20 protein-coding genes are annotated in these 22,536 nt (G+C 73.7%); 12 read left to right on the top strand and 8 right to left on the bottom strand.

What is annotated here, in order from left to right:
* Positions 1 to 64 precede the first annotated feature (64 nt).
* Together ACFWN3_RS15010 and ACFWN3_RS15015 are read left to right on the top strand one after the other, a co-directional pair.
* Positions 65 to 1,126, top strand: coding sequence for an HpcH/HpaI aldolase/citrate lyase family protein (locus ACFWN3_RS15010; RefSeq protein ID WP_377640910.1), 1,062 nt, complete (start codon positions 65 to 67; stop codon positions 1,124 to 1,126).
* Positions 1,123 to 1,989: an HpcH/HpaI aldolase/citrate lyase family protein gene (locus ACFWN3_RS15015; protein ID WP_377640912.1), complete on the top strand. Its 867-nt coding sequence runs from the start codon at positions 1,123 to 1,125 to the stop codon at positions 1,987 to 1,989. Before ACFWN3_RS15010 ends, ACFWN3_RS15015 begins: the two co-directional genes overlap by 4 nt.
* Here the strand turns inward: ACFWN3_RS15015 and ACFWN3_RS15020 are convergent.
* Together ACFWN3_RS15020 and ACFWN3_RS15025 are read right to left on the bottom strand one after the other, a co-directional pair.
* Positions 1,986 to 2,843: an SGNH/GDSL hydrolase family protein gene (locus tag ACFWN3_RS15020; protein ID WP_377640914.1), complete on the bottom strand. Its 858-nt coding sequence runs from the start codon at positions 2,841 to 2,843 to the stop codon at positions 1,986 to 1,988. The genes ACFWN3_RS15015 and ACFWN3_RS15020 overlap by 4 nt on opposite strands.
* 175 nt (positions 2,844 to 3,018) lie before the next feature.
* The gene (locus ACFWN3_RS15025) at positions 3,019 to 3,303 is read right to left on the bottom strand and encodes a hypothetical protein (protein ID WP_377640915.1); all 285 of its coding nucleotides are present in this window, start codon (positions 3,301 to 3,303) and stop codon (positions 3,019 to 3,021) included.
* Position 3,304: 1 nt separating this feature from the next.
* Here ACFWN3_RS15025 and ACFWN3_RS15030 point away from each other — a divergent pair, with 1 nt between their 5' ends.
* Positions 3,305 to 3,946, top strand: a complete 642-nt coding sequence (locus ACFWN3_RS15030; protein ID WP_377640917.1) for a peptidoglycan-binding protein — start codon at positions 3,305 to 3,307, stop codon at positions 3,944 to 3,946.
* Positions 3,947 to 3,977: 31 nt separating this feature from the next.
* Here the strand turns inward: ACFWN3_RS15030 and ACFWN3_RS15035 are convergent, their stop codons facing one another.
* Positions 3,978 to 5,021, bottom strand: coding sequence for a Gfo/Idh/MocA family protein (locus tag ACFWN3_RS15035; RefSeq protein ID WP_377640919.1), 1,044 nt, complete (start codon positions 5,019 to 5,021; stop codon positions 3,978 to 3,980).
* 148 nt (positions 5,022 to 5,169) lie between these two features.
* Between ACFWN3_RS15035 and ACFWN3_RS15040 the strand changes: the two genes are divergently transcribed.
* Positions 5,170 to 6,777, top strand: a complete 1,608-nt coding sequence (locus ACFWN3_RS15040; RefSeq protein WP_377640921.1) for a M28 family metallopeptidase — start codon at positions 5,170 to 5,172, stop codon at positions 6,775 to 6,777.
* A 72-nt stretch (positions 6,778 to 6,849) separates the two neighbouring features.
* Here the strand turns inward: ACFWN3_RS15040 and ACFWN3_RS15045 are convergent, their stop codons facing one another.
* Complete coding sequence (locus ACFWN3_RS15045) at positions 6,850 to 7,704, bottom strand: serine protein kinase RIO (protein WP_377640923.1); 855 nt, start codon at positions 7,702 to 7,704, stop codon at positions 6,850 to 6,852.
* 269 nt (positions 7,705 to 7,973) lie between these two features.
* Between ACFWN3_RS15045 and ACFWN3_RS15050 the strand changes: the two genes are divergently transcribed.
* Positions 7,974 to 9,170 carry an acyl-CoA dehydrogenase family protein gene (locus ACFWN3_RS15050; protein WP_377640925.1) on the top strand — a complete coding sequence of 399 codons (1,197 nt, stop codon included), beginning with the start codon at positions 7,974 to 7,976 and terminating at the stop codon, positions 9,168 to 9,170.
* A gap of 19 nt (positions 9,171 to 9,189) precedes the next feature.
* Here ACFWN3_RS15050 and ACFWN3_RS15055 read toward each other — a convergent pair whose 3' ends face one another.
* Both ACFWN3_RS15055 and ACFWN3_RS15060 read right to left on the bottom strand, forming a co-directional pair.
* On the bottom strand, positions 9,190 to 10,836 hold the full coding sequence (locus ACFWN3_RS15055) for a D-alanyl-D-alanine carboxypeptidase family protein (RefSeq protein ID WP_377640927.1): 1,647 nt from the start codon (positions 10,834 to 10,836) through the stop codon (positions 9,190 to 9,192).
* Between the two features lie 61 nt (positions 10,837 to 10,897).
* A complete protein-coding gene (locus ACFWN3_RS15060) occupies positions 10,898 to 12,661 on the bottom strand; it encodes a M15 family metallopeptidase (protein ID WP_377640929.1) in 1,764 nt (587 codons plus the stop codon).
* A gap of 94 nt (positions 12,662 to 12,755) precedes the next feature.
* On the opposite strand from ACFWN3_RS15060, the gene ACFWN3_RS15065 reads away from it, so the two are divergent.
* From ACFWN3_RS15065 to ACFWN3_RS15085, 5 genes are all read left to right on the top strand, one after another.
* Positions 12,756 to 13,346 carry a general stress protein gene (locus ACFWN3_RS15065; protein WP_377640931.1) on the top strand — a complete coding sequence of 197 codons (591 nt, stop codon included), beginning with the start codon at positions 12,756 to 12,758 and terminating at the stop codon, positions 13,344 to 13,346.
* A 140-nt stretch (positions 13,347 to 13,486) separates the two neighbouring features.
* A complete protein-coding gene (locus tag ACFWN3_RS15070) occupies positions 13,487 to 16,111 on the top strand; it encodes a GAF domain-containing protein (RefSeq protein ID WP_377640932.1) in 2,625 nt (874 codons plus the stop codon).
* On the top strand, positions 16,108 to 16,491 hold the full coding sequence (locus tag ACFWN3_RS15075) for a response regulator (protein ID WP_377640934.1): 384 nt from the start codon (positions 16,108 to 16,110) through the stop codon (positions 16,489 to 16,491). The genes ACFWN3_RS15070 and ACFWN3_RS15075 overlap by 4 nt, the downstream gene beginning before the upstream one ends.
* Positions 16,488 to 17,651, top strand: coding sequence for an adenylate/guanylate cyclase domain-containing protein (locus ACFWN3_RS15080; protein ID WP_377640936.1), 1,164 nt, complete (start codon positions 16,488 to 16,490; stop codon positions 17,649 to 17,651). The genes ACFWN3_RS15075 and ACFWN3_RS15080 overlap by 4 nt, the downstream gene beginning before the upstream one ends.
* Positions 17,648 to 19,216 (top strand): peptide ligase PGM1-related protein, encoded by a 1,569-nt coding sequence (locus tag ACFWN3_RS15085; protein WP_377640938.1) that lies wholly within the window; start codon positions 17,648 to 17,650, stop codon positions 19,214 to 19,216. The genes ACFWN3_RS15080 and ACFWN3_RS15085 overlap by 4 nt, the downstream gene beginning before the upstream one ends.
* A gap of 8 nt (positions 19,217 to 19,224) precedes the next feature.
* On the opposite strand, the gene ACFWN3_RS15090 is transcribed toward ACFWN3_RS15085, so the two are convergent.
* Positions 19,225 to 19,404: a hypothetical protein gene (locus ACFWN3_RS15090; protein WP_377640940.1), complete on the bottom strand. Its 180-nt coding sequence runs from the start codon at positions 19,402 to 19,404 to the stop codon at positions 19,225 to 19,227.
* A gap of 135 nt (positions 19,405 to 19,539) precedes the next feature.
* On the opposite strand from ACFWN3_RS15090, the gene ACFWN3_RS15095 reads away from it, so the two are divergent.
* Positions 19,540 to 20,199, top strand: coding sequence for a Crp/Fnr family transcriptional regulator (locus ACFWN3_RS15095; RefSeq protein ID WP_377640941.1), 660 nt, complete (start codon positions 19,540 to 19,542; stop codon positions 20,197 to 20,199).
* Between the two features lie 32 nt (positions 20,200 to 20,231).
* A complete protein-coding gene (locus ACFWN3_RS15100) occupies positions 20,232 to 20,972 on the top strand; it encodes a PIG-L deacetylase family protein (RefSeq protein ID WP_377640943.1) in 741 nt (246 codons plus the stop codon).
* On the opposite strand, the gene ACFWN3_RS15105 is transcribed toward ACFWN3_RS15100, so the two are convergent.
* On the bottom strand, positions 20,956 to 22,464 hold the full coding sequence (locus ACFWN3_RS15105; protein WP_377640944.1) for an aminopeptidase P family protein: 1,509 nt from the start codon (positions 22,462 to 22,464) through the stop codon (positions 20,956 to 20,958). The genes ACFWN3_RS15100 and ACFWN3_RS15105 overlap by 17 nt on opposite strands.
* Positions 22,465 to 22,536 lie beyond the last annotated feature (72 nt).

The raw sequence follows: 22,536 nt of genomic DNA on the forward strand, positions 1-22,536 counted from the left end.
TCGTCGGTCACACCGTGAACTGGCTCACGGGGCGCCGCACCCGGCCGCTGCTAGCGTCCGCGGCATGCGCAGCGCCAAGGACTTCTTCACGCCCCTCGCCGTCGGGGCCCCGGCCCCGCTGCGCGAGGTGCCCGCCCGGCCGAGCCGGATGATCCACTTCTTCGACCCGAGCAACCCGAAGATGGCGGCGAAGGTCCCCCAGCTCGTCGGCACGGTCGACGTCCTCCTCGGCAACCTCGAGGACGCGGTGAAGGCCGAGAACAAGGAGGCCGCCCGCGCCGGGCTCATCGACATCGCGAGGGCCACCGACCTCGGGGAGCACACCCAGCTCTGGACCCGGGTCAACGCGCTCGACAGCCCGTGGGCGCTCGACGACCTCACCACCCTCGTCACCGAGGTCGGCGACCGGCTCGACGTCGTCATGGTCCCGAAGGTCCAGGGCCCCGAGGACATCCACTACGTCGACCGCCTGCTCGCCCAGCTCGAGGCCAGGGCGGGCCTGTCCCGGCCGGTCCTCGTCCACGCGATCCTCGAGACGGCCCGCGGTGTCGCGAACGTCGAGGGGATCGCCGGCGCGAGCCCGCGGATGCAGGGCATCAGCCTCGGCCCGGCCGACCTCGCCGCCGACCGCCGGATGAAGACGACGCGCGTCGGGGGCGGCCACCCGGGCTACCTCGTGCGGCAGGACCCGAGCGGCGACGCCGAGCGCGCCACCTACCAGCAGGACCTCTGGCACTACACGATCGCCCGGATGGTCGACGCCTGCGCGATGCACGGGATCTTCCCGTACTACGGCCCCTTCGGGGACATCGCCGACACGCTCGCGTGCGAGGACCAGTTCCGCAACGCCTTCCTCCTCGGCTGCGTCGGCGCCTGGTCGCTGCACCCCGCCCAGATCTCCATCGCCAAGAAGGTCTTCAGCCCGAGCGCCGAGGACGTCGCGCACGCGCGCCGCGTCAGGGAGGCGATGGGCGACGGCACCGGCGCGGTCATGCTCGACGGGAGGATGGAGGACGACGCGAGCCTCAAGCAGTGCCTCGTCGTCCTCGAGCTCGCCGAGCGCCTCGCCGCCAACGACCCCGAGCTCGCCGCGCTGTACGCCGGTGCGGGGGAGGGGTCGGCGTGAGCGACGTCCTGCGCCCGCGCCGCTCCGTCCTCTACATGCCGGCGAGCAACGAGCGTGCCCTCGAGAAGGCCAGGAGCCTGCCGGTCGACGGCCTCATCCTCGACCTCGAGGACGCCGTCGGTCCTGACAACAAGGAGGCGGCGCGCGAGAACGCCTGCGCCGCAGCGCGATCCGGCGAGTACGGACACCGTGAGGTGACGATCCGCGTCAACGGCGCCGGGACGCAGTGGCACGACGCCGATCTCGCGGCGGCGTGCGCGGCCGGGCCGGACGCCGTCGTCGTCCCCAAGGTCGACTCCGCCGAGGCCGTGCACACCGTCGTGGCCGCCATGGAGCGGCACGGGGCACCCGAGCGCACGCGCCTCTGGGCGATGGTCGAGACCCCGACGGCCGTCCTCGACGTCGCCGCCATCGCCGCGGCGTCGGACCGGTTGGCCGTGCTCGTCATGGGCACCAACGACCTCGTCAAGGAGCTCGGGGTCCGGCAGGTCCCGGGGCGCACGCCGTTGCTCACCTCCCTGTCGCTCACCGTCCTCGCCGCCCGCCGGGCCGGGGTCGCCGTCCTCGACGGGGTGTGGAACGACGTGCGAGACGTCGAGGGGTTCGAGGCCGAGTGCCGCCAGGGCCGCGACCTGGGCTTCGACGGCAAGACCCTCGTCCACCCCGGGCAGGTCGAGCCCTGCAACGCCGTCTTCGCCCCCTCCGCGGAGGAGGTCGAGCAGGCGCGCGGCGTCCTCGAGGCGTGGGAGGGCGCCGCCGGCGCCGGGGTCGTCGTCCACGAGGGGCGGATGGTCGAGCTGCTCCACGTCGAGTCGGCGCGCAAGGTCCTCGCGACCCACGACGCCGTGCGCGACCGCGGCTAGCCGAGGGGGGCGAAGCCGCGCTCCGTGAGGAGCCGGGCGATCTCGTCGTTCCCCCGCTGGGACGGGTGCGTGTAGTCCGCGGCGAGCAGGTCGCCCGAGGGGGTGCGGCCGTCGGCGCCGTTGAACGCGTGGTAGACGTCGGTGCAGTCGAAGCCGTTGGCCTCCGCCGAGTCGCAGAGCATCGTGTTCCACGCGTCGTGGAGGACGACCGTGCGCTCCGCCTGGTCGGCCGTGAGCCTCGCCTGCTCGAACCCGATCCAGTCGTTGTAGCGGTTGACCGTCTGGAGGATGGTGGGCCGGCCCGCGCGCCAGCCGGCGACGGTGGAGAACAGCTCGTCGTACACGGGCCGCCACGTCGCCGTCGCCGTGGCGGCGCACGCCGCACCGACGGTGGACCAGTCCTCGATGGCGCCGGTCGCCGGGTCGACGGCGGAGCCGCAGGGCTCCTCGTCGTTGAGGGGGAAGCTGTTGTGGGCGATCCCCACGATGATGGCGTCCGCGGCGGTGAGCTCCTCGCGCAGGCCGGGCAGGTCCGTCATGAGGCCGGACAGCGTCAGGCCGGTGTGCGTCGAGCGGTTCGTCGAGGTGACCTCGCGACCGGTGGCCTTCGCCAGCGCCTCGGCGTAGCGGGTGACGAAGCCCCGGCAGCCGGGGCAGTCCTGCTGGCTGTTGTACGGGATGGAGTCGCCGATGACGACGAGCGACAGCGGCGCCTCGGCGGTGGTGGCGGTGCTCGGTGCCGGGCTGGAGGCCGTGCCCCCGGAGGACGAGCAGCCGGTGGCCGCCACGGAGGCGGCGGCGAGCGCCAGGACGAACGCCCGCACTCCGCGGCGGGCGGGGCTGGGTCGGGACATCGGGTGCCTTCCTGTCGGGGCTGCGCGGGTGAGCCGAGGTGCTCGACCCCGTTGTGGCAGGCGGCGGTATCACCCGGGTATCACCTCGGGCCGAGGCCTCAGCCCCGCCGCGCCCGCACACCACGATTCGGTCACGACGAGCGCGCCGGGTTGTGGCCGGCGCGAACATGTCGTCTCATGGATCGCCGGCCCGTCGCCGCGGGGCGGCGTCGTCGAGCACGGGAGCGGACATGGGGCTGACCCGCACGCGGGGTCGAGCGGCGGCGGCTGCTGCCTCCACCGTGGCCGCGGCCGCGCTCCTCGCCGGCTGCGGGTTCGCCCCGTCGTGGACCGGTGAGGGACCCGCGGCGCCGGCCCCGAGCGCGACCTCGAGCGTGTCCGCGAGCGCCGAGCCGACGCCCCCTGCCCCGACGCCCTCCGTGACGCCCACCCCGTCCCCGACCCCCACGCCGTCGCCCACGGTGACGACCCCTTCCCCGACGCCGACCCCGACCCCGACGGTCAAGCCGCGGACCTCGCTCGTCTACGGCGACCGTGGCGAGAAGGTCCTCGCGCTCCAGCGGCGGCTCTCGGGCCTCGGGTACTGGCTCGGCACCCCCGACGGCTCGTTCGGCTCGCTGACCCAGCAGGCGGTGTTCGCGTTCCAGAAGGCCGCGGGCCTCGCGCGCGACGGCGTCGTCGGCCCCCGGACCAAGCGGGCCCTCGAGGACGGCATCCGGCCCCGGGCCCGTCTGGAGAACGGCGTCGAGATCGACCTCGAGCGCCAGCTGCTCCTCATCGTGCGCGACGGCCGGGCGAGCATGGTCCTCAACACCTCGACGGGCAACGGCGAGGAGTACACCACGACCAGGGGCACCCGCGCGCTCGCGACGACGCCGAAGGGCAGCTTCACCGTCTACCGCGCGGTCGACGGACCGCTGACCAACTCGCTCGGGCAGCTGTGGCGCCCGCGCTTCTTCAACCGCGGCATCGCGGTCCACGGCTCGCCGAACATCCCGCCGTACGCGGCGTCGCACGGGTGCGCCCGGCTGAGCAACGCCGCGATCAACATGATCTGGGCCGCCGACCTCATGCCGATCGGAACCCGCGTCCTCGTCCGCTGAGGGGCACCGGACCGGTCCCGGCCGGGAAGGGTCAGCCGTCCTCGCCGGGGTAGACCACGCCCACCTGGCGGCGCACCTCGTCCATGGCCCCCATGACCCGTCGGGTCGCCGCCCACGGCACCGACCACGTCTCGAGCCGTCCGGCCTCGAGGGCCCGGGCGACCTCCGCGACCTGGAAGCGGAACCCGTGGTCGGGGACCTCGGGGACCCACTCGTCGAGGACGGTGCCGTCGGGGCCGACGAGGCGCACGTGGCAGGCGGACCCGTAGAAGCTCCCGCCCTCGTCGAGCTCGAGGCGCGCCGCCGTCCCGACGACGCGGGCCCGGCAGCTCGTCGCGGCGCCCATCGAGCACCACAGCTGGGCGACGCCCCCCGACGGCCCACGGGCCGTGAAGGCGCTCGTGACGTCGACCCCGAGGTCGCTGAGGGTCCCGGTCGCCCGGACGTCGTCGAGGCCGCCGAGGACGTGGTCGGCGAAGGCGGTGACGTAGACGCCGAGGTCGAGCATCGCCCCCCCGGCGAGCTCGGGCTGGGACAGGCGGGCCGGGCCGTCGGGCCACAGCAGCTGCGCGTGGTCGGCGTCGACGAGGAGGACGTCGCCGAGGGTCCCCGCGTCGATGGTGCGGCGCACGACGTCGTAGGAGGGCAGGTACCGGCTCCACATCGCCTCGGCGGCGAGCAGCCCGCGCGACCGCGCCTCGGCCAGCACCTCGTCGGCCTCGCGGAGGTTGCGGGTGAAGGCCTTCTCGACGAGCACCGGCTTCCCGGCCCGCAGGGCGAGGAGGGCGTGCGCGTGGTGCTCGCTGTGCGGGCTCGCGACGTAGACGGCCTCGACGTCGGGGTCGGCGACGAGCTCCTCGTACGAGCCGTGGGCCCGGGGCACCTCGTGCCGTGCGGCGAACTCCGCCGCGCGGTCGGCCGAGCGCGAGCCGACGGCGACGACCGACGAGCGGGTCCCGTGCCGCACGGCCTGTGCGAACGTCGTGGCGATGCCGCCGGGGCCGAGGACCCCCCAGCGCACCGCCGGCGCGTCCATCGGGTCGGGGACGGCGGGGGCGGCGAGGGAGGGGGCCATGACCCGAGCGTAGGGGCGCCGGAGGCGCTCGCGGGAGCCTGAGAGTTCTCTCAGGAAGAGGCCTCGACGGGCTCTGGGCAAGCGCACAGCGCGCCCATAGGCTCCGAGCGACCCCGGAGGATCCCGGGTCAGGTCTGAAGGGATGAACATGGATCGCACTGCTCTGCTGTCACGCCGGGGGAGGGCGACGGGACTCGTCGCCGCCGCCGCCCTCACCATCTCCCTCGTCCCCGCAGGGGTCGCCGTCGCGGCGACCTCCTCCGCGGGGTGCGAGGCACGCGCCAACATCACCTACGACAAGCTCCTCGAGTGCGTCACGGTCGACGGCATCCTCGAGCACGAGGAGGCCCTGCAGGCCATCGCCGACGCCAACGGGGGCAACCGCGCCGCCGGGCTGCCCGGCTACGAGGCGAGCGTCGACTACGTCGTCGAGACGCTGGAGGCCGCCGGCTGGGACGTCGCGATCGACGAGTTCCCCTTCACGTACGTGGGTCCGTCCATCCTCCAGCAGCTGACACCGGTCTCCGCCTCCTACGTCAACAACCCGGCCACCGGAACCGGGTACGGCGATGTCACGGCCGCGGTCACCAAGGTCGACCTCAGCCTCGGCCTCGGCAACACCTCGTCGAGCGGGTGCGAGGCGAGCGACTTCGCCGGCTTCCCGGTGGGCTCCATCGCCCTCCTCCAGCGCGGCTCCTGCAACTTCTCGGTCAAGGCGATCAACGCCGAGGCCGCGGGCGCGTCGGCCGCCGTCATCTTCAACCAGGGCAACACCGCCGACGCTGACCGCAACAACGCGGTCAACCCGACCCTCGGCGGCCTGGACATCGTCGACATCCCCGTCGTCGGCACCAGCTATCTCGACGGCGTCGCCCTCTCCCAGGCGGGGTCGACCGCGCGCGTCTTCGTCCCCGAGCCCGAGTCCCGCCCGCAGAAGAACGTCATCGCCGAGCTCAAGGGCGTCAACGACGACAACGTGGTGATGGCGGGTGCGCACCTCGACTCGGTCCCGGCCGGCCCGGGCATCAACGACAACGGCAGCGGGTCCTCCGCGCTCCTCGAGCTCGCGCAGACGGTGCGCAAGCTCAAGCCGCAGAACACGATCCGGCTCGCCTGGTGGGGCGCCGAGGAGAGCGGCCTCATCGGGTCGACGCAGTACGTCGCCGGCCTGAGCCAGGCCGAGAAGGACCGCATCGCGCTCTACCTCAACTTCGACATGGTCGGCTCGCCGAACTACATCTTCATGGTCTACGACGGTGACCAGTCCGGCTGGAAGGCACCCGTCGGCGTCTCGGTCCCGGAGGGCTCGATCCAGATCGAGGACCTCTTCGAGAGCCTCTACACCAAGCTCGGCCAGCCCTACGACGACGCACAGTTCAGCGGGCGCAGCGACTACCAGGCGTTCATCAACAACGGCATCCCCGCCGGTGGCCTCTTCACCGGTGCCGAGGTCGTCAAGACGCCTGCGCAGCAGGCGATCTGGGGCGGTACCGCGGGTCAGGCCTACGACCCGTGCTACCACCAGGCCTGCGACGACATCGACAACCTGTCGCTCAAGGCGCTCGACGTCAACGCCGACGTCATCTCGGCGGCGGTCCTGACCTACGCCTACTCGACCGCGTCGGTCAACGGGGTCCCCGGCAAGAAGGTGCCCGGGAACTTCACGCTCCCGGCACCCGCCGGCCCGCAGGGTGTCATCAACGGTGACGCGGGCGGTCTCGCCCACGACCACGACCACGAGGGCGACGCCAGCTGAGTCGACCTGAGTGAGAGCGGAACCCGGGGCGGGAGTGCTGGTCGCACTCCCGCCCCGGCCGTGTCCGCGGGGTCAGAACCGCACGGTCGCCTCGGCGACGAGGTCACCGACGAGCTCGCCGGCGTCGACGTCGAGCCCCTTGCGCTGGAACCACGTCACCATCGTCGTCGCGTCGCGCTCGAGGAACTCGAACCCCTGCGGGTTGCCGATGACGTCGACGATCTGCGGCCAGTCGATGAGGACGAGCCGCTCCTCGTGGAGCAGGACGTTGTACGGCGAGAGGTCGCCGTGGGTCCAGCCGTGGTGGGCGAGGGTGAGCATCGCCGTGCGCAGCTGCTCGAAGAGGTCCTCGAGCAGGTCCGGCTCCGGCCGGGTCGAGACCAGGCGGGGTGCGGCGACCGGGGTGGGCCCGTCGGTGCCGCCGACGAACTCCATGAGCATCTCGCTCTCGTCGAGCTGCACGGGGTAGGGGACGGGCAGGTCGAGCGCCCACAGCACCCCGAGCGCCTCGAACTCGGCGGCCGCCCACTGGCCGGCGATGACCTGCTTGCCGAAGTCGGTGCGCCGGGTCATGGCCCGCAGCTCGCGGCTGCGACGGACCCGGCGCCCCTCGAGGTAGCCGGCGTCACGGTGGAAGAGGCGGTGGTCGCCGTTGCGGTAGCGCTTGGCGGCCATCGTCGTCATCCGGTCGGTCCCCGGGACCCAGCGGCGGACGACGTGGACGTCGGCCTCCTTGCCGGTCTTGAGGACGCCGAGGTCGCTCTCGACGGCCCCGAGGTCGGGGATGACCCAGTCCGGTCGCGGTGTGGGTCCGTGGGTCGCGCCGTCCCAGCTGGACCAGCGCTCGCCCTCGGGGGGCGCGTCAGGTGAGGTGTCGACGGAGAAGCGGGCCTGCTTCTCCGGAAGGTGGAAGGGCTGGTGTGCCACTGCGGTGCTCCAGGTCGGTGAAGGGGGTGGTGGGCTGGGGGCAGCCCGGGACGGTCGTCGACATCACGGCCCTCCTTCACTCGGCGTGGTCTGGTGCAGCGGGCAGCGGCGGACGCCGTGCCTTCGGGGCCAGCGTGGCGCACCGACCGGCGCCGCGCCACCGATTTACCGGGGGTGGGAGGACTCACACCGTCCGTGGGTCCCCCGGGTGGGGGCCCGGCGGCATACTTCCAAGCGCCAGACCACCCCACCGAAGGCGGCGAGAACGCGTGTCCCGACTCCAGTCCACGGACGGCCTGACCGAGGAGCAGATCGAGCTCGTCAAGCTCGTGCGCGTGTTCGTCGAGGAGCAGATCCTCCCGGTCGCCACCGAGCTCGAGCACCGTGACGAGTACCCGACCGAGATCGTCGAGGGCATGAGGGAGATGGGGATCTTCGGGCTGATGATCCCCGAGGAGTACGGCGGTCTCGGCGAGTCGCTGCTGACCTACGCGCTCGTCGTCGAGGAGATCGCCCGCGGCTGGATGTCGGTGAGCGGCATCATCAACACCCACTTCATCGTCGCGTACCTCATCCTCCAGCACGGCACCGAGGAGCAGAAGCAGCGCTACCTGCCGCGGATGGCCACCGGCGAGGTCCGGGGGGCCTTCTCGATGTCCGAGCCGGGGCTCGGGTCCGACGTCGCCGCCATCCGGTCCAAGGCCGTCAGGGAGGGCGAGGAGTGGGTCGTCACCGGCCAGAAGATGTGGCTGACCAACGGCGGCTCCGCCAACCTCGTCGCCGTCCTCGTGCGCACCGACCTCGGCGAGAGCGACAGCCCCTACCGGAACATGACGACCTTCCTCGTCGACAAGGAGCCCGGCTTCGGCGAGACGGCCCAGGGCATCACGGTGCCGGGGAAGATCGAGAAGATGGGCTACAAGGGCGTCGACACCACCGAGCTGCTCCTCGAGGGCCACCGCACCACCGACGCGCAGGTCCTGGGCGGCGTGCCGGGCAAGGGCTTCTACCAGATGATGGACGGCGTCGAGGTGGGCCGCGTCAACGTCGCGGCCCGGGCCTGCGGGCTGTCGATGCGGGCCTTCGAGCTCGGCATCGCGTACTCGCAGCAGCGCGAGACGTTCGGCAAAAAGATCGCCGAGCACCAGGGCATCCTGTTCCGCCTCGCCGACATGGCGACCAAGGTCGAGGCCAGCCACCAGATGATGGTCAAGGCCGCGCGGCTCAAGGACGCCGGGCAGCGCAACGACCTCGAGGCCGGCATGGCGAAGTACCTCGCGTCGGAGAACTGCGCCGACGTCGTCGAGCAGAGCTTCCGCATCCACGGGGGCTACGGGTACTCCAAGGAGTACGAGATCGAGCGCCTCTACCGCGAGGCGCCGATGCTCCTCATCGGTGAGGGGACGGCCGAGATCCAGAAGATGATCATCGGCCGCCGCCTCCTCGAGGAGTACCGGGCCCGCTGAGCCGGAGGCCGGCGCCGGCTCAGTACGTCGGTGCGGCCGGCTGCCGCAGGAACTGCTCGTAGGTGTGCCAGCCGCCGTCCTTGTAGGCCGTGGCCAGCGGGACGCCGACGAAGCGGAAGTGCCACGGCTCGAAGCCGACCCCCGTCGTGGAGGTCCGGCCCTTCTCGTAGCGCAGGACGAAGCCGTAGCGCCAGGCGTTCTTCGCGAGCCAGACGCCCTGCGGGGTCTCGTCGATGCAGTCGTTGATCCGGCAGTTCGAGCGCCCGATGGGGAGCAGGTCGACGGTCAGCCCGGTCTGGTGCTCGCTGTACCCGGCCCGCAGGTACCAGGTGTCGGTCCAGGTGCGGCCCTTGAGCGCGAGGTACTTGTCGTAGAGCGCCTTCTGCGTCGCGTACGACCGGTAGGCGGTGTCGATGCCGATCCGGCCGACCCCGGCGTCGTACGAGCCGGAGGCCATCCGGGCGAGCGCGGCGGCGGCGTCGGCGCGCAGCTGGTGGCCGTTCGCATACGGCATCGACGGGACGACGAGGTTCGAGGGCACGAACGACCTCGGGCTCAGCCCGTTGCGCTTGTTGACGAGGACCCACACGCTCGACGCGGTGTCGATGCTGCGGCACGTCTCGAGCCGTCCGGCGAGGACGCGGACCGACGCCTCGCCGCCGAGGAGGGCGACCCGGGTGACGCCGGGCCCGGCGAGGGTGGGCCGCACCGAGGCGGGGGTGCAGTACGGGACGGTCCAGAACAGCGGTCGCTTCGTGCGGCCCGCGAGCAGCGCGCCGCCGATGCCGTTGGTGATGTCGGTGCCGTCGGCGAGGTACGCGGTGCCGGCGGCCAGGTCCGGCCAGGCGAGCGCGTTGACCCGGGCGGCGGTCGCGTAGCGGTCGGCACCGGCCGCGCGGGTGACGTTGCCGGCGCCGACGATCGCGGCGAGGTCCGCGGCGATCCCCGAGGAGACGGCGGCCGTGGGTCCGACGACGGTCACCGCGTCGACCCCGAGGTCGCGCAGCAGGCTGGCGTTGGCGCTCGGGAGGTCGGCGGCCCGGCCGTCGAGGACGATCACCGGGGAGCGGTGCGCGGCGGCGGCGACCGCACCGATGACGGAGTCGTTGCCGCTGGTGCGGCTGACGACCCAGGCCCGGGTCGCCGACGTGAACGCCGCCCGGTTGAGCGCCTGCGAGGTCGACGCCTCGGTGGCCGAGACCCGGCTCACCGAGGGGGCGTAGCGGGCCGCGCCGCGGGCGACCTCGGTCGCCAGGGCCGCGTAGTCGCCGACGAGGACGACACGCGCGGGGTTGAGCCGATCGATCTCGGCGGCGACGACCGAGGGGAGGCGGTCGGGGTGGCTCATGAGGACCGTCCCGTTCTGCACCGCCGCGGCCGTGACCGCCGAGGACGAACGGGCCGGCGCCACGCCGGAGACGAGGTAGACCACCGAGGCCGTGGACCCGCTGGGGAACGCCGCCCTCGAGGCCGCCACCGACGTCGCGTACCGGTCGGCGCCCGCGATCCGGCTGACCGTGGGGGCGGCGACGGCCGGGACGGCCGCCGCAGGGGCCCCCGCGGCGGCCGGGGCGGCGACGGCCGCGGGCTGCGCGCCGGTCACGAGGGCGGCGAGGCCGGCGGCGAGGGCCGCGAACGTGCGGAGGGCGGGGTGTCGAGCGGTCACCCCGCGATGGTAGGCACTCGCGGGCCGTCGTGCCCGCCGAGCCGCCGGCCGGTCCGGCGGCTCAGTACGTGGGCGCGGCGGGCCGGCCGAGGAACTCCTCGTAGGTGTGCCAGCCGCCCTCGTGGTACGCCCGGGCCACGGCCCGGCCCACGTAGCGGAAGTGCCAGGGCTCGAAGCCGACACCCGTCGTCGCGGTGCGGCCGCGCTCGTACCGGAGGATGAAGCCGTGCCGCCACGAGTTGCGGGCGAGCCACACCCCCTGCGGGGTCTCGTCGATGCAGTCGTTGATGGTGCAGCTCGGGCGCCCGATCGGCAGGAGGTCGACGGTGAGCCCGGTCTGGTGCTCGCTGTACCCGGGACGCAGGTACCAGGTGTCGGTCCAGGTGCGCCCCTTGCGGGCGAGGTACCTGTCGTAGAGCGCGTCCTGCGTCGCGTGGGAGCGGAAGGCCGTGTCGATCCCGACGCGCCCGGCACCGGCGGCGACCGAGGCGGCCGCCATCTCGGCGAGGGCGTCGGCGGCGTCGGCCCGCAGCTCGTGGCCCCCGGAGTGCTCCATCGCGGGCACCCGGAGGTCGGACGGCCGGAACGACCGTGGCGACAGGCCGTTGCGCTTGTTGACGAGGACCCAGGGGCTCGAGGGGTCCTCGATGCTGCGGCAGGCCGTGAGGTCGTCGACGAGGCTGCGGACCGACTGCTCGCCGCCGAGGACGGTGACCCGGGCGACCGTGTCGGCGAGGACGCCGTCGCGGGTCGGTGCGGGGAGGCAGTAGGGGCGGGTCCAGAAGAGCGGGACCCGCGCCCGGCCGGCGAGGAAGGCACCGGTGAAGGTGTCGGTGGGCCGGTCGGCGTTCGCGACGTAGGCCGCCGCCGCGGTGGCCTTCCCCCAGGCCAGCGTGTGGACCCGGGCGGCGAGGGCGGCCCGGTCGCCGGCCTCGGCCCGGCGGACGGCCCGTTCCCCGAGGGCCTCGGTCAGGGCCGACTCCACGCCGGCCGCCACGGCACCGCGCCCCCCGACGACGGTGGCCGACCGGACGCCGAGGTCGGAGAGGAGGTCGACGTCGGCGGCCGGCAGGGTGCGCGCGTCGTCCTCGACGACGACGAGCGGGGCCCGGCGGGCCGCCGCGGCGGCGGCGCCGACGGCGAGGTCGCTGTCGGTCCCGGTGCCGGCCACCCACGCGGCCGTCGCGGTGGGGAAGGCCGCGCGGTTCAGGGCGCGCGCCGCGGCCACGGGGTCGTCGGTGTCGACCCGGACGACCGGGGCGATCCGGCGGGCGGCCGTCGCGACGCGGGTGGCGACGGAGCGGGCATCCCCGACGAGCACGATCTCCGCGGGCGCGAGCCGCTCGAGCTCGTCGGCCGTCGTGGTGGGCAGGCGGTCGCCGCGGGTCAGCAGGACGGCCCCGCCGCGCGCGGCGGCCGCGGGGACCGCGGCCCAGCCGAGGTCGAGGGCGTCGTCGGCGACGAGGTAGACGACGGGGACCGCCGTCGGCCGGCGCAGGCTCGCCCGGGTGGCCGCGACGGAGAGGGCGTGGCGGTCGGCGGCTCGCAGCCGGCGCACCGCGGGCTCGGTGCCCGCGGCCCGCTCCGGTGGCGCCGTGGTCGGCGTCGCGGAGGGGGTCGGTGACGGGCGCGGCGACGAGGAGGTCGACGTCGGCGGAGCGCTCGAGGACGGGGGAGGCGCCGCGGCCGGCGCTGCGTCGGTGCCGTCGCGGTCGAGCAGCACGACGGCACCTGCAGCAGTCGCGGTCGCGGCCAGCCCCGCGACGACGAGCGCCGCGGTGCGTCGACGGTCTCGGGGGCGGCCGTCAGGTCGGTCCGGGGCCATCGGTCCAGCATCGCCGATCGGTGCGAGCGGCGCACCCTGCGCACGTCCAGCCCCGGTCCAGCCGGCGTCCAGCCCCGCCTGCGATGATGGAGCCATGAGCACCCAGCCGATGCGCCCGGGCCTGCGTGCGGCCCTCTCGCTCGAGTACCCCATGTCCCTGGCGGTGTACGACAGCTACGAGGACGCGCAGAAGGCCGTCGACTACCTGTCCGACCACGAGTTCCCGGTCCAGGACGTCCTCATCGTCGGGACCGACCTCAAGCAGCTCGAGCGGGTCACCGGCCGGCTCACCCGCGGCCGCGTCATCGGCGCCGGCGCCCTGTCGGGCATGTGGCTCGGCCTGTTCATCGGGACGATCTTCGCCCTGTTCGACCCGAGCGGCTTCAACATCCTCAGCATCGTCGGCACCGTCGCGTTCGGCGCGGTGTTCGGCATGGTCTGGGCGATGGTCGGGTACGCCGCGACCCGCGGCCAGCGCGACTTCACGTCGGTCAGCCACGTCGTCGCGAACAAGTACGAGCTCCTCGTCGAGCACAAGCACGTCCAGCGGGGCCGCGAGCTGCTGACCGAGATGGACCCGATGCGGGCCGCCCAGGAGCAGGTCCGCCGGGCGCAGGAGGCCGAGCGCGCGCGGGTGGCCGACCCCGGCCCCGCGCAGGGGCCCGCGCACCCGCCGACCGCCTGAGCGCCCCGGACCTGCGCGAACCGCACCCCGCGGGGCGGTGACAGGAGGGGGCGCGAGGGAGCAGACTGCTGGGGACCCCAGGGCAACCGATCGCGATCGGAGTCCCCGTGACGGACGATCCTGATGCTCCAGGCCGGGCGGTGACGGCGGACGACCCGGCGGCCCTCGCCGCGCGCCTCGCGGAGGCGAGGGACCAGCTCGTGGCCTCCAGCGAGGTCCTCTCCGTCCTGGCCCGGGCGTCCTCGTCGGAGGAGGACGTCTTCCAGGCCGTCGTCGAGAACGCCCGCCGGCTCTGCGACGCCGACGTCGCGCAGATCAGCCTCGCCGAGGGCGACGGCTTCCGCCTGGCCAGCTTCACCGGGCACGACCCCGAGTACATCGCCTTCGCCGTCGACCACCCGGTGCCCGGGAACCGGTCCAGCCTCATCGGCCGGGTCGCCCTCGACCGGACCACCCGACAGATCGCCGACGTCCTCGCCGACCCCGACTACAACCTGCCCGAGTTCCAGCGGCGCGGGCGGTACCGCTCGATGATGGGGGCCCCCATGGTCGTCGACGACGAGGTCGTCGGGGTCCTGCTCGTGTGGCGCACCCACGTCCGCCCCTTCGACGACGACATCGCCCGCCTCCTTACGACCTTCGCGGCCCAGGCCGCCCTTGCCGTGCGGACCGGCCAGCTCTTCTCGGCCCTGCAGGAGCAGCGGGCCGGCCTGACCCGCAAGGTCGAGGAGATGGAGGCGCTCGCCGAGATCGGCACGGCCATCAGCTCCCTCAGCCTGGACCACGACGAGGTCCTCACGACGATCGTCGAGCACGCCGTGTCGCTCGCCGGCGCCGACGGCGGCTCGCTCATGGACTACGACGAGGCGACACGGCTCTTCCGGGTCCGCACCGCGTGGGGGACCCAGCCCGAGGTGCTGTCCCGGCTCCAGGCCGTGCGCATCCACCTCGACGAGACCCTCGTCGGGCGGGCGGCGCTCGACGGGTCCCCGGTCCAGGTGCCGGACCTGGCGGAGGTCGCGCGCGACCCCCACCTCGAGGTCCTCTTCGCCGCCGGGTGGCGCTCCCTCGTCGCCGTCCCCCTCACCCGTCCCGACCGCATCGTCGGGGTCCTCGTCGTGCGCCGGCTCACGACGGGGGCCTTCAGCGACGAGACGTGCGAGATGCTCACGGCCTTCGCGGTGCAGTCGGCGGTGGCGCTGACCAACGTGCGGCTCTATCAGCAGCTCGAGCAGCAGCGGCGCGAGCTCGAGGAGACGAGCCGCCACAAGTCGGAGTTCCTCGCGAGCATGTCGCACGAGCTGCGGACCCCGCTCAACGCCGTCATCGGGTTCTCGGAGGTCCTCCTCGAGCGGATGTTCGGCGACCTCAACGAGCGGCAGGCCGACTACGTCCGCGACATCCTCGACGCCGGGCGCCACCTCCTCGACCTGCTCAACGACGTCCTCGACCTGTCGAAGGTCGAGGCGGGCCGCATGGAGATCGAGCAGAGCACCTTCCCCGTGGCCGACGCGGTCCACGGCGTCCTCGCGCTGCTGCGCGAGCGCGCCCAGCAGTCCGGGCTCGAGCTCGTCAGCGACCTGTCGAGCGCGCCCGGACTCGTGCGCGCCGACGAGCTGAGGTTCAAGCAGGTGCTGGTCAACCTCGTCGGCAACGCCGTGAAGTTCACGCCCGCGGGAGGCAGCGTCACCGTCACCGCGACCCGCGACGGCTCCGACCTGGTCCTCACCGTGACGGACACGGGCGTGGGCATCGCCGAGGACGAGCGGGAGCGGATCTTCGACTCCTTCCAGCAGGGCTCCCGGTCGACCTCGCAGGTCGAGGGGACCGGCCTGGGCCTGACCCTGACCCGGCGGATCGTCGAGCTCCACGGAGGACGGGTCTGGCTGGCGAGCGAGGTCGGCGTGGGGAGCACCTTCGGGGTGACCTTCCCGAACCAGCCCCACGACCGGGTGCCCGTGGCGCCGACCGACTACGTGCCGTCCGTCGAGGACGCCCGCCCCACCGTCGTCGTCATCGAGGACGACCCCAGCTCGTCCGAGCTGGTCCAGGTGCATCTCGGCGCGGCCGGGCTGCGCCCGGTGCCGGTGCCGAGCGGGGAGGAGGGCCTCGCCGCGGTGCGAGCCCTGCGCCCGACCGCCGTCGTCCTCGACATCCACCTGCCGGGCATGGACGGGTGGGACGTGCTCGCCGCCATCAAGGGCGACCCCGAGCTCGCCGAGACCCCGGTCGTCGTCGTCTCGGTGCTGCCCGAACGGGGCCGCGGCTTCGCGCTCGGTGCCGCCGACTACCTCGTCAAGCCGGTGCGTCGTGAGGAGCTGCTCGGCGCGGTGTGGCGGGCCGTCTCCGACGGGGTCGAGCACGACAGCGGGCGGCGCAGCGTCGTCGTCATCGACGACGACCCGGTCGCCCTCGAGCTCGTCCGGGCCACCCTCGAGCCGCACGGCTGGACCGTCACGACGACGGACCGGGGTGCCGACGCCCTCGACGTGGTGCGAGCGGCGTCGCCGTCGGTGGTCCTCGTCGACCTGCTCATGCCGGGGGTCGACGGGTTCGCGGTCGTCGACATGCTCCGGGCCGACCCGGCCCACGCGGCGACCCCGGTCGTCGTCCTCACCTCGAAGACGCTGACGACGACCGATCGCGAGCGGCTCCGGGGGCGCATCGAGTTCGTCGCGTCCAAGGGGGCCCTCGAGCTCGACTGGCTCGCGGGGCGCCTGTCGCGGGTGGCCACGGCGGGGCGTCGGGGCGGTGGGGAGGGATGAGCCGGGTCACGGTGCTCCTCGTCGAGGACAACCCGCGCAACCTCAAGCTGGCGCGCGACGTCCTCGAGTTCGCCGGCCTCGCCGTCGTCGCGGTGACCACCGGGGAGGAGGCCCTCGCCGTGGTCGACCGCGTCTGTCCGGACGTCGTCCTCATGGACCTCCAGCTGCCCGGCATCGACGGCCACACGACCCTCTCGCGGCTACGGGCCGACCCCCGGACCGCGGACGTGCCGGTCGTCGCGGTCAGCGCGCTGGCGATGGCCGCCGACCGGGCACGCGCCCTCGACGCCGGCTTCGACGGGTTCATCGAGAAGCCGATCAGCGTGCGCGACTTCCCGGAGCAGGTCCGGCTCCACGCCCGACGAGGGGGTGCGCCGTGACGGCCGAGGCCGGGGCCGCGCGCGCCGCCACCACGGCGGCCGTGCTCGTCGTCGACGACGTGCCCCAGAACCTCCGGCTGCTCGACGCCGTGCTCTCCCCCCGCGGGTTCGAGGTCCGCTGCGCGGCCTCGGGCGAGGAGGCCCTCGCGCTCCTCGCGGACGACCCCCTCCCGGACGTCGTCCTGCTCGACGTCATGATGCCGGGGCTCGACGGGTACGAGACCTGCCGCCGGATCCGCGGCGACCCGCGGACCGAGTTCGTCCCGGTGGTCATGGTGACGGCGAGCGGCGCGGCGGAGAAGGTCCGGGCCACCGAGGCCGGCGCCGACGACTTCGTGACCAAGCCCTTCGACCAGGCCGAGCTCCTGGCGCGGGTGCGCTCCCTCGTGCGGATCAAGCAGTACCACGACACGGTCGTCGCCCAGGCGCAGGCGCTCGCGGAGTGGAACGAGCAGCTCGAGGCCCGGGTCGCGGAGCAGGTCGGCGAGCTGGAGCGGCTCGGCCGCCTGCGCCGCTTCCTCTCCCCGCAGGTCGCCCGGCTCGTCGTCGACGGGGGGGACGAGTCGTTCCTGCGCAGCCACCGGCGCGAGATCGTCACGGTGTTCACCGACCTGCGCGGGTTCACCCCGTTCGCGGAGCGGGCCGAGCCCGAGGAGACGATGGACGTCCTGCGCGACTACCACGCGGCCCTCGGCGAGCTCGTGTTCCGCTACGAGGGCACGCTCGAGCACTTCGCCGGGGACGGCGTGCTCGTCTTCTTCAACGACCCCGTGCCGTGCCGGGACGCCCCCGACCGGGCCGTGCGGATGGCGGTCGAGATGCGGACGGCGGTCGAGCGCCTCGCCCTCGCCTGGCGACGCCAGGGCCACGAGCTGGGGTTCGGCGTCGGCATCGCCCAGGGCTACGCCACGCTCGGCCGGGTGGGGTTCCCCGGGCGGTACGACTACGCGGCGATCGGCACGGTCACCAACCTCGCGGCCCGCCTGTGCGCGATGGCCGGTCCGGGCCAGGTGCTCGTCACCCAGCGCGTGCTCGACGGGGTCGAGGGGCCGGTGCTCAGCCGCGAGCTGGGACCGGTCGACCTCAAGGGGATCAGCCGGATCGTCGACGTCCACGAGATCGTCGACGTCGACCTCGTCAGACCGGAGGCAGCACGATGACCAGTGACACCGAGCAGTCCGTCCGCGTCCTGGGCACGCTCGACGAGCACGCCCGGGAGGCCGAGTTCGACCGGTTGCAGGCCCGTCTCCCCGACGTGTGGCGCGGCATGCGGCGCGACGACCCCCGCGAGTCGGTCGTCGTCGTCCCGTCGATGTCCGTCGACCGGGTCGTCACCAACCCGGGGACGCTGAGCCAGGCCCTCGAGGAGCGGTTCCTCTTCCTCCTGCTCCTGCTCCGCCAGCCCCGGCTGCGGATGGTCTACGTGACGTCGCAGCCGATCGACCCGATGGTCGTCGAGTACTACCTGTCGCTGCTGCCGGGGGTCATCCCCAGCCACGTCCGCTCGCGCCTGCACCTCGTGTCGGTCGGCGACGGCGGCCCCGAGTCGCTCACCGAGAAGCTGCTCGCGCGGCCGCGGCTCCTCGAGCAGATCCGCGACCTCGTGCCGGAACCCGCTCTCTCGCACCTCATCCCGTACACGACCACGATGCGCGAACGTGACCTCGCGATCGTGCTCGGCATCCCGATGTACGGGGCGGACCCGCGCCTGTTCGAGCTCGGGACGAAGACCGGGTGCCGGCGAGTGTTCGCCCGGGCCGGGGTGCGCCACCCGGCGGGGCACGAGGACCTGCACACGCGCGAGGACGTCCTCGGCGCCCTGCTCGACCTCCACCGGTCGGGCGCGGGGGAGGCCATGGTCAAGCTGAACGAGGGCGTCTCGGGCAAGGGCAACGCGGTGGTCGACCTCACCGGTGTGCCCGCGCCCGGGGCGCCGGGCCACACGGACGCGGTGCGCGAGCGGATGGAGGGCATGGCGCTCGAGGACGAGCGGATCGACGTCGACACCTTCCTCGGCAAGCTCGACCAGCGGGGCGGCATCGTCGAGGAGCGGGTCACCGGCGACGAGATGCGCAGCCCCAGCGTGCAGCTGTGGGTCACGCCCCTCGGCGCGGTCGAGGTGCTCTCGACGCACGACCAGCTCCTCGGCGGCCCGAGCGGCCAGACCTACCTCGGCTGCCGGTTCCCGGCGGACCCGGCCTACGCGGCGCTCATCACGGCGGCGGCGCAGCAGATCGGCGCGGTCCTCGCCGACGAGGGCGTCCTCGGCCGGTTCGCCGTCGACTTCGTCACCGTCCGCCAGGGCCAGGAGTGGGAGGCGCACGCCATCGAGGTCAACATCCGCAAGGGCGGGACCACCCACCCCTTCCTCACCCTCCAGTTCCTCACCGACGGACGGTACGACCCGGCCGACAGCACCTTCCGCACCCCGGCCGGAGCGGAGCGGCACCTCGTCGCCACCGACCACCTCGAGGACCCGCGCCTGCGGGGACTGCGCCTGACCGACCTGTTCGACCTCGTGGCCCGCTCGCGCCTGCACTTCGACCCCTCCCGCCAGACCGGGGTCGTCTTCCACATGATGAGTGCCCTGACGACGCACGGCCGGCTCGGGATGACGGCGATCGGGACGACGGCCGCCGGGGCGCAGGCGCTCTACGAGGAGGCGGAGCGGCTGCTGCTCGAGGAGGCCTCGAACGCCCTGCGCGACGTCACGCTGCCGGTCTGAGCCGCCCGTCACGGGGCGAGCGTCCCCGAGTGGAGCAGCGCCTCGATGACGACCTCCCGCCACGGACGCGAGGTCGGGGAGGTCCGGCAGGAGGACCCGCCGCACCGGCACTCCCAGACCCAGCGGTCGCGGACCCGGTGGACGGACGGGTGGTGGTGGGCGGTGTCGTGGAGGTGACGGGTTCTCATGGCGACGGCTCCTTCGGTGCGCTGCTGCTGGTGCCGCCAACGCTGCCGCCCCGGGCGCCCGGCGTCCGTGCGGCCGCGGACACGTGCCGTGTGCGCGTGGTGACACACCGGGGCGGCCCGTGCTGCACTTGCGGGATGGACCCGGGACTGCTCGCAGCCCTCCCCGAGGCGTCCCGACGAGCGGTCCTCGCGGCGTCGGTCCGGCGCCGCTACGCCCGGGGCGAGGTGGTCTTCCACGAGGGTGACCTCGCCGAGACGGTGCACCTCGTCGCCGAGGGCCGGGCGGCGGTGCGCAGGGGGACCCCGGCCGGTGACACGGTGATCCTCGCCGTCGTCGGCCCGGGAGAGCTCGTGGGGGAGATGGCGATGCTGTCGTCGGAGGCGCGGCGCACGACGACCGTCGTGGCCCTGGAGCCGACGGTGACCATGACGATCGCCTTCGGCGAGCTCGACCGGCTGCGCCGCGACGACGCGGCCGTCGACCGGTTCCTCCTCGAGCTGCTCGCCCACCGGGTCCGCCGGCTGTCGGACCACCTGCTCGAGGCCCTCCACGTGCCGGTGGAGCACCGCGTGGTCCGACGTCTCGACGCGCTGTGCCGCGCGTACGACGGCGGCACGCACGGGCCGACGCTGCTGCCGCTGACCCAGTCCGAGATCGGCGAGCTGGCCGGAGCGTCCCGCCCGGTGACGAACCGCGTCCTGCGCCGGCTCGAGGACGACGGCGTCGTCGAGCTGCGCCGTGGTGCCGTCGCGGTGCTCGACCGGGCGGCGCTGGCCCGGCGCGCGAGAGGCTGACCGGGCGCCGGGCCCTCCGCTATCGTCGGCGGATGGAGCAGCCGGCACCCGCCCTCGAACCCCTCGACAACACCTTCTCGTCGATCCTGTGCGTCGTCGCCCATCCCGACGACATCGAGTACGGCACCGCTGCCGCGGTGCACCGGTGGGTGGGCGAGGGAACCACGGTGCGCTACTTCCTCCTCACCCGTGGTGAGGCCGGCATCGACACGATGGACCCCGCCGAGGCGGGGTCGGTCCGCGAGGCAGAGGAGCGCGAGAGCGCCCGGCGCGTCGGCGTCGACGAGGTCGACTTCGGCGACCACCCCGACGGCGCCATCGAGTACGGCGTCGCGCTGCGTCGCGACATCACCCGGGCCATCCGCCGGACGCGGCCCGACCTCGTCGTCGCGGGCACGTGGGGCCTGCGCTTCGGCGGCGGGATGATCAACCAGGCCGACCACCGCGCGGTGGGTCTCGCCACCCTCGACGCCGTCGCCGACGCGGGCAACCGCTGGCTGCACCGCGACCTCGACGCCGAGGGTCTCGAGCCGTGGGGCGGCGTCACGGCGATCGCCGTCGCGGGGTCACCGGACCCGACGCACTGGGTCGACGTGTCCGGGGAGCACTTCGAGGCGAGCGTGCACTCCCTCGAGGCGCACGAGGCCTACAACTCCGTGCTGCCCGCCGACTTCCCGGCCCCGCGCGAGCTGCTCGGCATGATCCTCGGCGGGGGTGGGAAGGCGGTGGGCGTCGAGCACGCCGCCCTCTTCGAGGTCATTCGCCGCGGCTGAGCCCGGCGATCCACGCCTCGACGTCGTCGGCGCTGCGCGGCATCGCGGCCGAGAGGTTCTCGCAGCCGTCGTCGGTGACGACGACGTCGTCCTCGATGCGGATCCCGATGCCGCGGAAGCGTTCCGGCGCCTTGAGGTCGTCGGCCTTGAAGTAGAGGCCGGGCTCGACCGTGAGGACCATGCCCGGCTTCAGCTCGGCGTCCATGTACTCCTCGCGGGTGGCGAGGGCGCAGTCGTGGACGTCGAGGCCCAGGTGGTGCGAGGTGCCGTGGACCATCCACCGCCGGTGGTACTGCCCGTGCTCCTTGTCGAGGGTGTCCTCGACCGAGACGCCCTCGGGGAGGAGCCCCCAGCCGTGCAGGTGCTCGGCGATGACCCGGATCGCGGCGGCGTGCACGTCCGAGAACCTGTTCCCGGGCCGCACGGCGGCGATGCCGGCCTCCTGGGCCGCGAAGACGGCGTCGTAGACCTCGCGCTGGGCCTCGGTGAAGGTCCCGTCGACGGGCAGGGTGCGGGTGATGTCGGCCGTGTAGAGGCTGTCGACCTCGACGCCGGCGTCGATGAGGACGAGCTCGCCCTCGCGGACCTCGCCCGTGTTCTTCACCCAGTGCAGGGTGTTCGCGTGGTCGCCCGCGGCACAGATCGAGTCGTAGCCGACCCCGTTGCCCTGGTGGCGCGCGTGCAGGCCGAAGGTGCCCTCGAGCCAGCGCTCGCCCCGCTCCGCGCCGACGGCCTCGGGCAGGGCGGCGATCATCGCCTCGAAGCCGACCTTGGTCCCGGCGACGGCGGCACGCATCTGCTCGACCTCGTACTCGTCCTTGACGAGGCGCAGCACGGACAGGTCGTGCGCGAGGGCGTCGTCGGCCTCGACGAGGGTCTCCTCGGCGGCGCCGTTCTCGACCCGGGCGGTGTCGAGGCGCGCCGTGAGCTCGCGGTCGGCGTCGCGCACGACGCGGACGGTGACCTCGCCGGCGTCCTTGGAGACGGCGGCGTCGAGCTCGTCGATGTGCCGCGCCGTGAGGCCGAGCTCGAGCTCGAGGTCCTCGATGGTGGGACGTGCTCCGACCCAGAACTCGCCGTAGCGCGCGTCCGCGAAGAACTCGTCGGTGTCGCGGTCGGCGAGGGGGCGGAAGTAGAGGACGGCCTCGTGGCCCGCGCCCTCGCCGTCGTCGCCGGTGACCGGCTCGAGGACGAGGACGGCGTCGGGCTCGCGGTCGGCGCCGAGCCCGGTGAGCCAGGCGAAGGCCGTGTGTGGGCGGAAGACGTAGTCGGTGTCGTTGCTGCGGACCTTGAGGCCGCCGGCCGGGACGACGAGGCGCTGCCGGGGGTAGGCGGCGCTCAGCACGGCGCGCCGCTGGGCGGCCCAGGCGGCGGCGGGGGCCTGCTCGGTGGCGGTGGGGACGCGCGGGGCCCAGTCCTCGCGCACGAAGGCGCGGAACTCGTCGGTGGTGGCCCGGGCGCGGTTGTCGGCCTGCTTCTGCTCTTCACTCACCCGGCCATGCTGCCACGGGGGGCAGGTGTGAGCCGCGCCACGGCGTTGTCCTGCGGGTTTGCGACCACGGAG

Source organism: Oryzobacter terrae (assembly GCF_042756445.1).
Classification (GTDB): Bacteria; Actinomycetota; Actinomycetes; order Actinomycetales; family Dermatophilaceae; genus Oryzobacter; species Oryzobacter terrae.

What these genes read in the sequence shown, in the direction of transcription:
- ACFWN3_RS15010 (WP_377640910.1), top strand. Translation starts at nt 65, where the DNA reads ATGCGCAGCGCCAAGGACTTCTTCACGCCCCTCGCCGTCGGGGCCCCG.
- ACFWN3_RS15035 (WP_377640919.1), bottom strand. Translation starts at nt 5,021, where the DNA reads ATGGCCCCCTCCCTCGCCGCCCCCGCCGTCCCCGACCCGATGGACGCG.
- ACFWN3_RS15085 (WP_377640938.1), top strand. Translation starts at nt 17,648, where the DNA reads ATGACCAGTGACACCGAGCAGTCCGTCCGCGTCCTGGGCACGCTCGAC.
- ACFWN3_RS15095 (WP_377640941.1), top strand. Translation starts at nt 19,540, where the DNA reads ATGGACCCGGGACTGCTCGCAGCCCTCCCCGAGGCGTCCCGACGAGCG.
- ACFWN3_RS15100 (WP_377640943.1), top strand. Translation starts at nt 20,232, where the DNA reads ATGGAGCAGCCGGCACCCGCCCTCGAACCCCTCGACAACACCTTCTCG.
- ACFWN3_RS15040 (WP_377640921.1), top strand. Translation starts at nt 5,170, where the DNA reads ATGGATCGCACTGCTCTGCTGTCACGCCGGGGGAGGGCGACGGGACTC.
- ACFWN3_RS15020 (WP_377640914.1), bottom strand. Translation starts at nt 2,843, where the DNA reads ATGTCCCGACCCAGCCCCGCCCGCCGCGGAGTGCGGGCGTTCGTCCTG.
- ACFWN3_RS15065 (WP_377640931.1), top strand. Translation starts at nt 12,756, where the DNA reads ATGAGCACCCAGCCGATGCGCCCGGGCCTGCGTGCGGCCCTCTCGCTC.
- ACFWN3_RS15060 (WP_377640929.1), bottom strand. Translation starts at nt 12,661, where the DNA reads ATGGCCCCGGACCGACCTGACGGCCGCCCCCGAGACCGTCGACGCACC.
- ACFWN3_RS15075 (WP_377640934.1), top strand. Translation starts at nt 16,108, where the DNA reads ATGAGCCGGGTCACGGTGCTCCTCGTCGAGGACAACCCGCGCAACCTC.
- ACFWN3_RS15090 (WP_377640940.1), bottom strand. Translation starts at nt 19,404, where the DNA reads ATGAGAACCCGTCACCTCCACGACACCGCCCACCACCACCCGTCCGTC.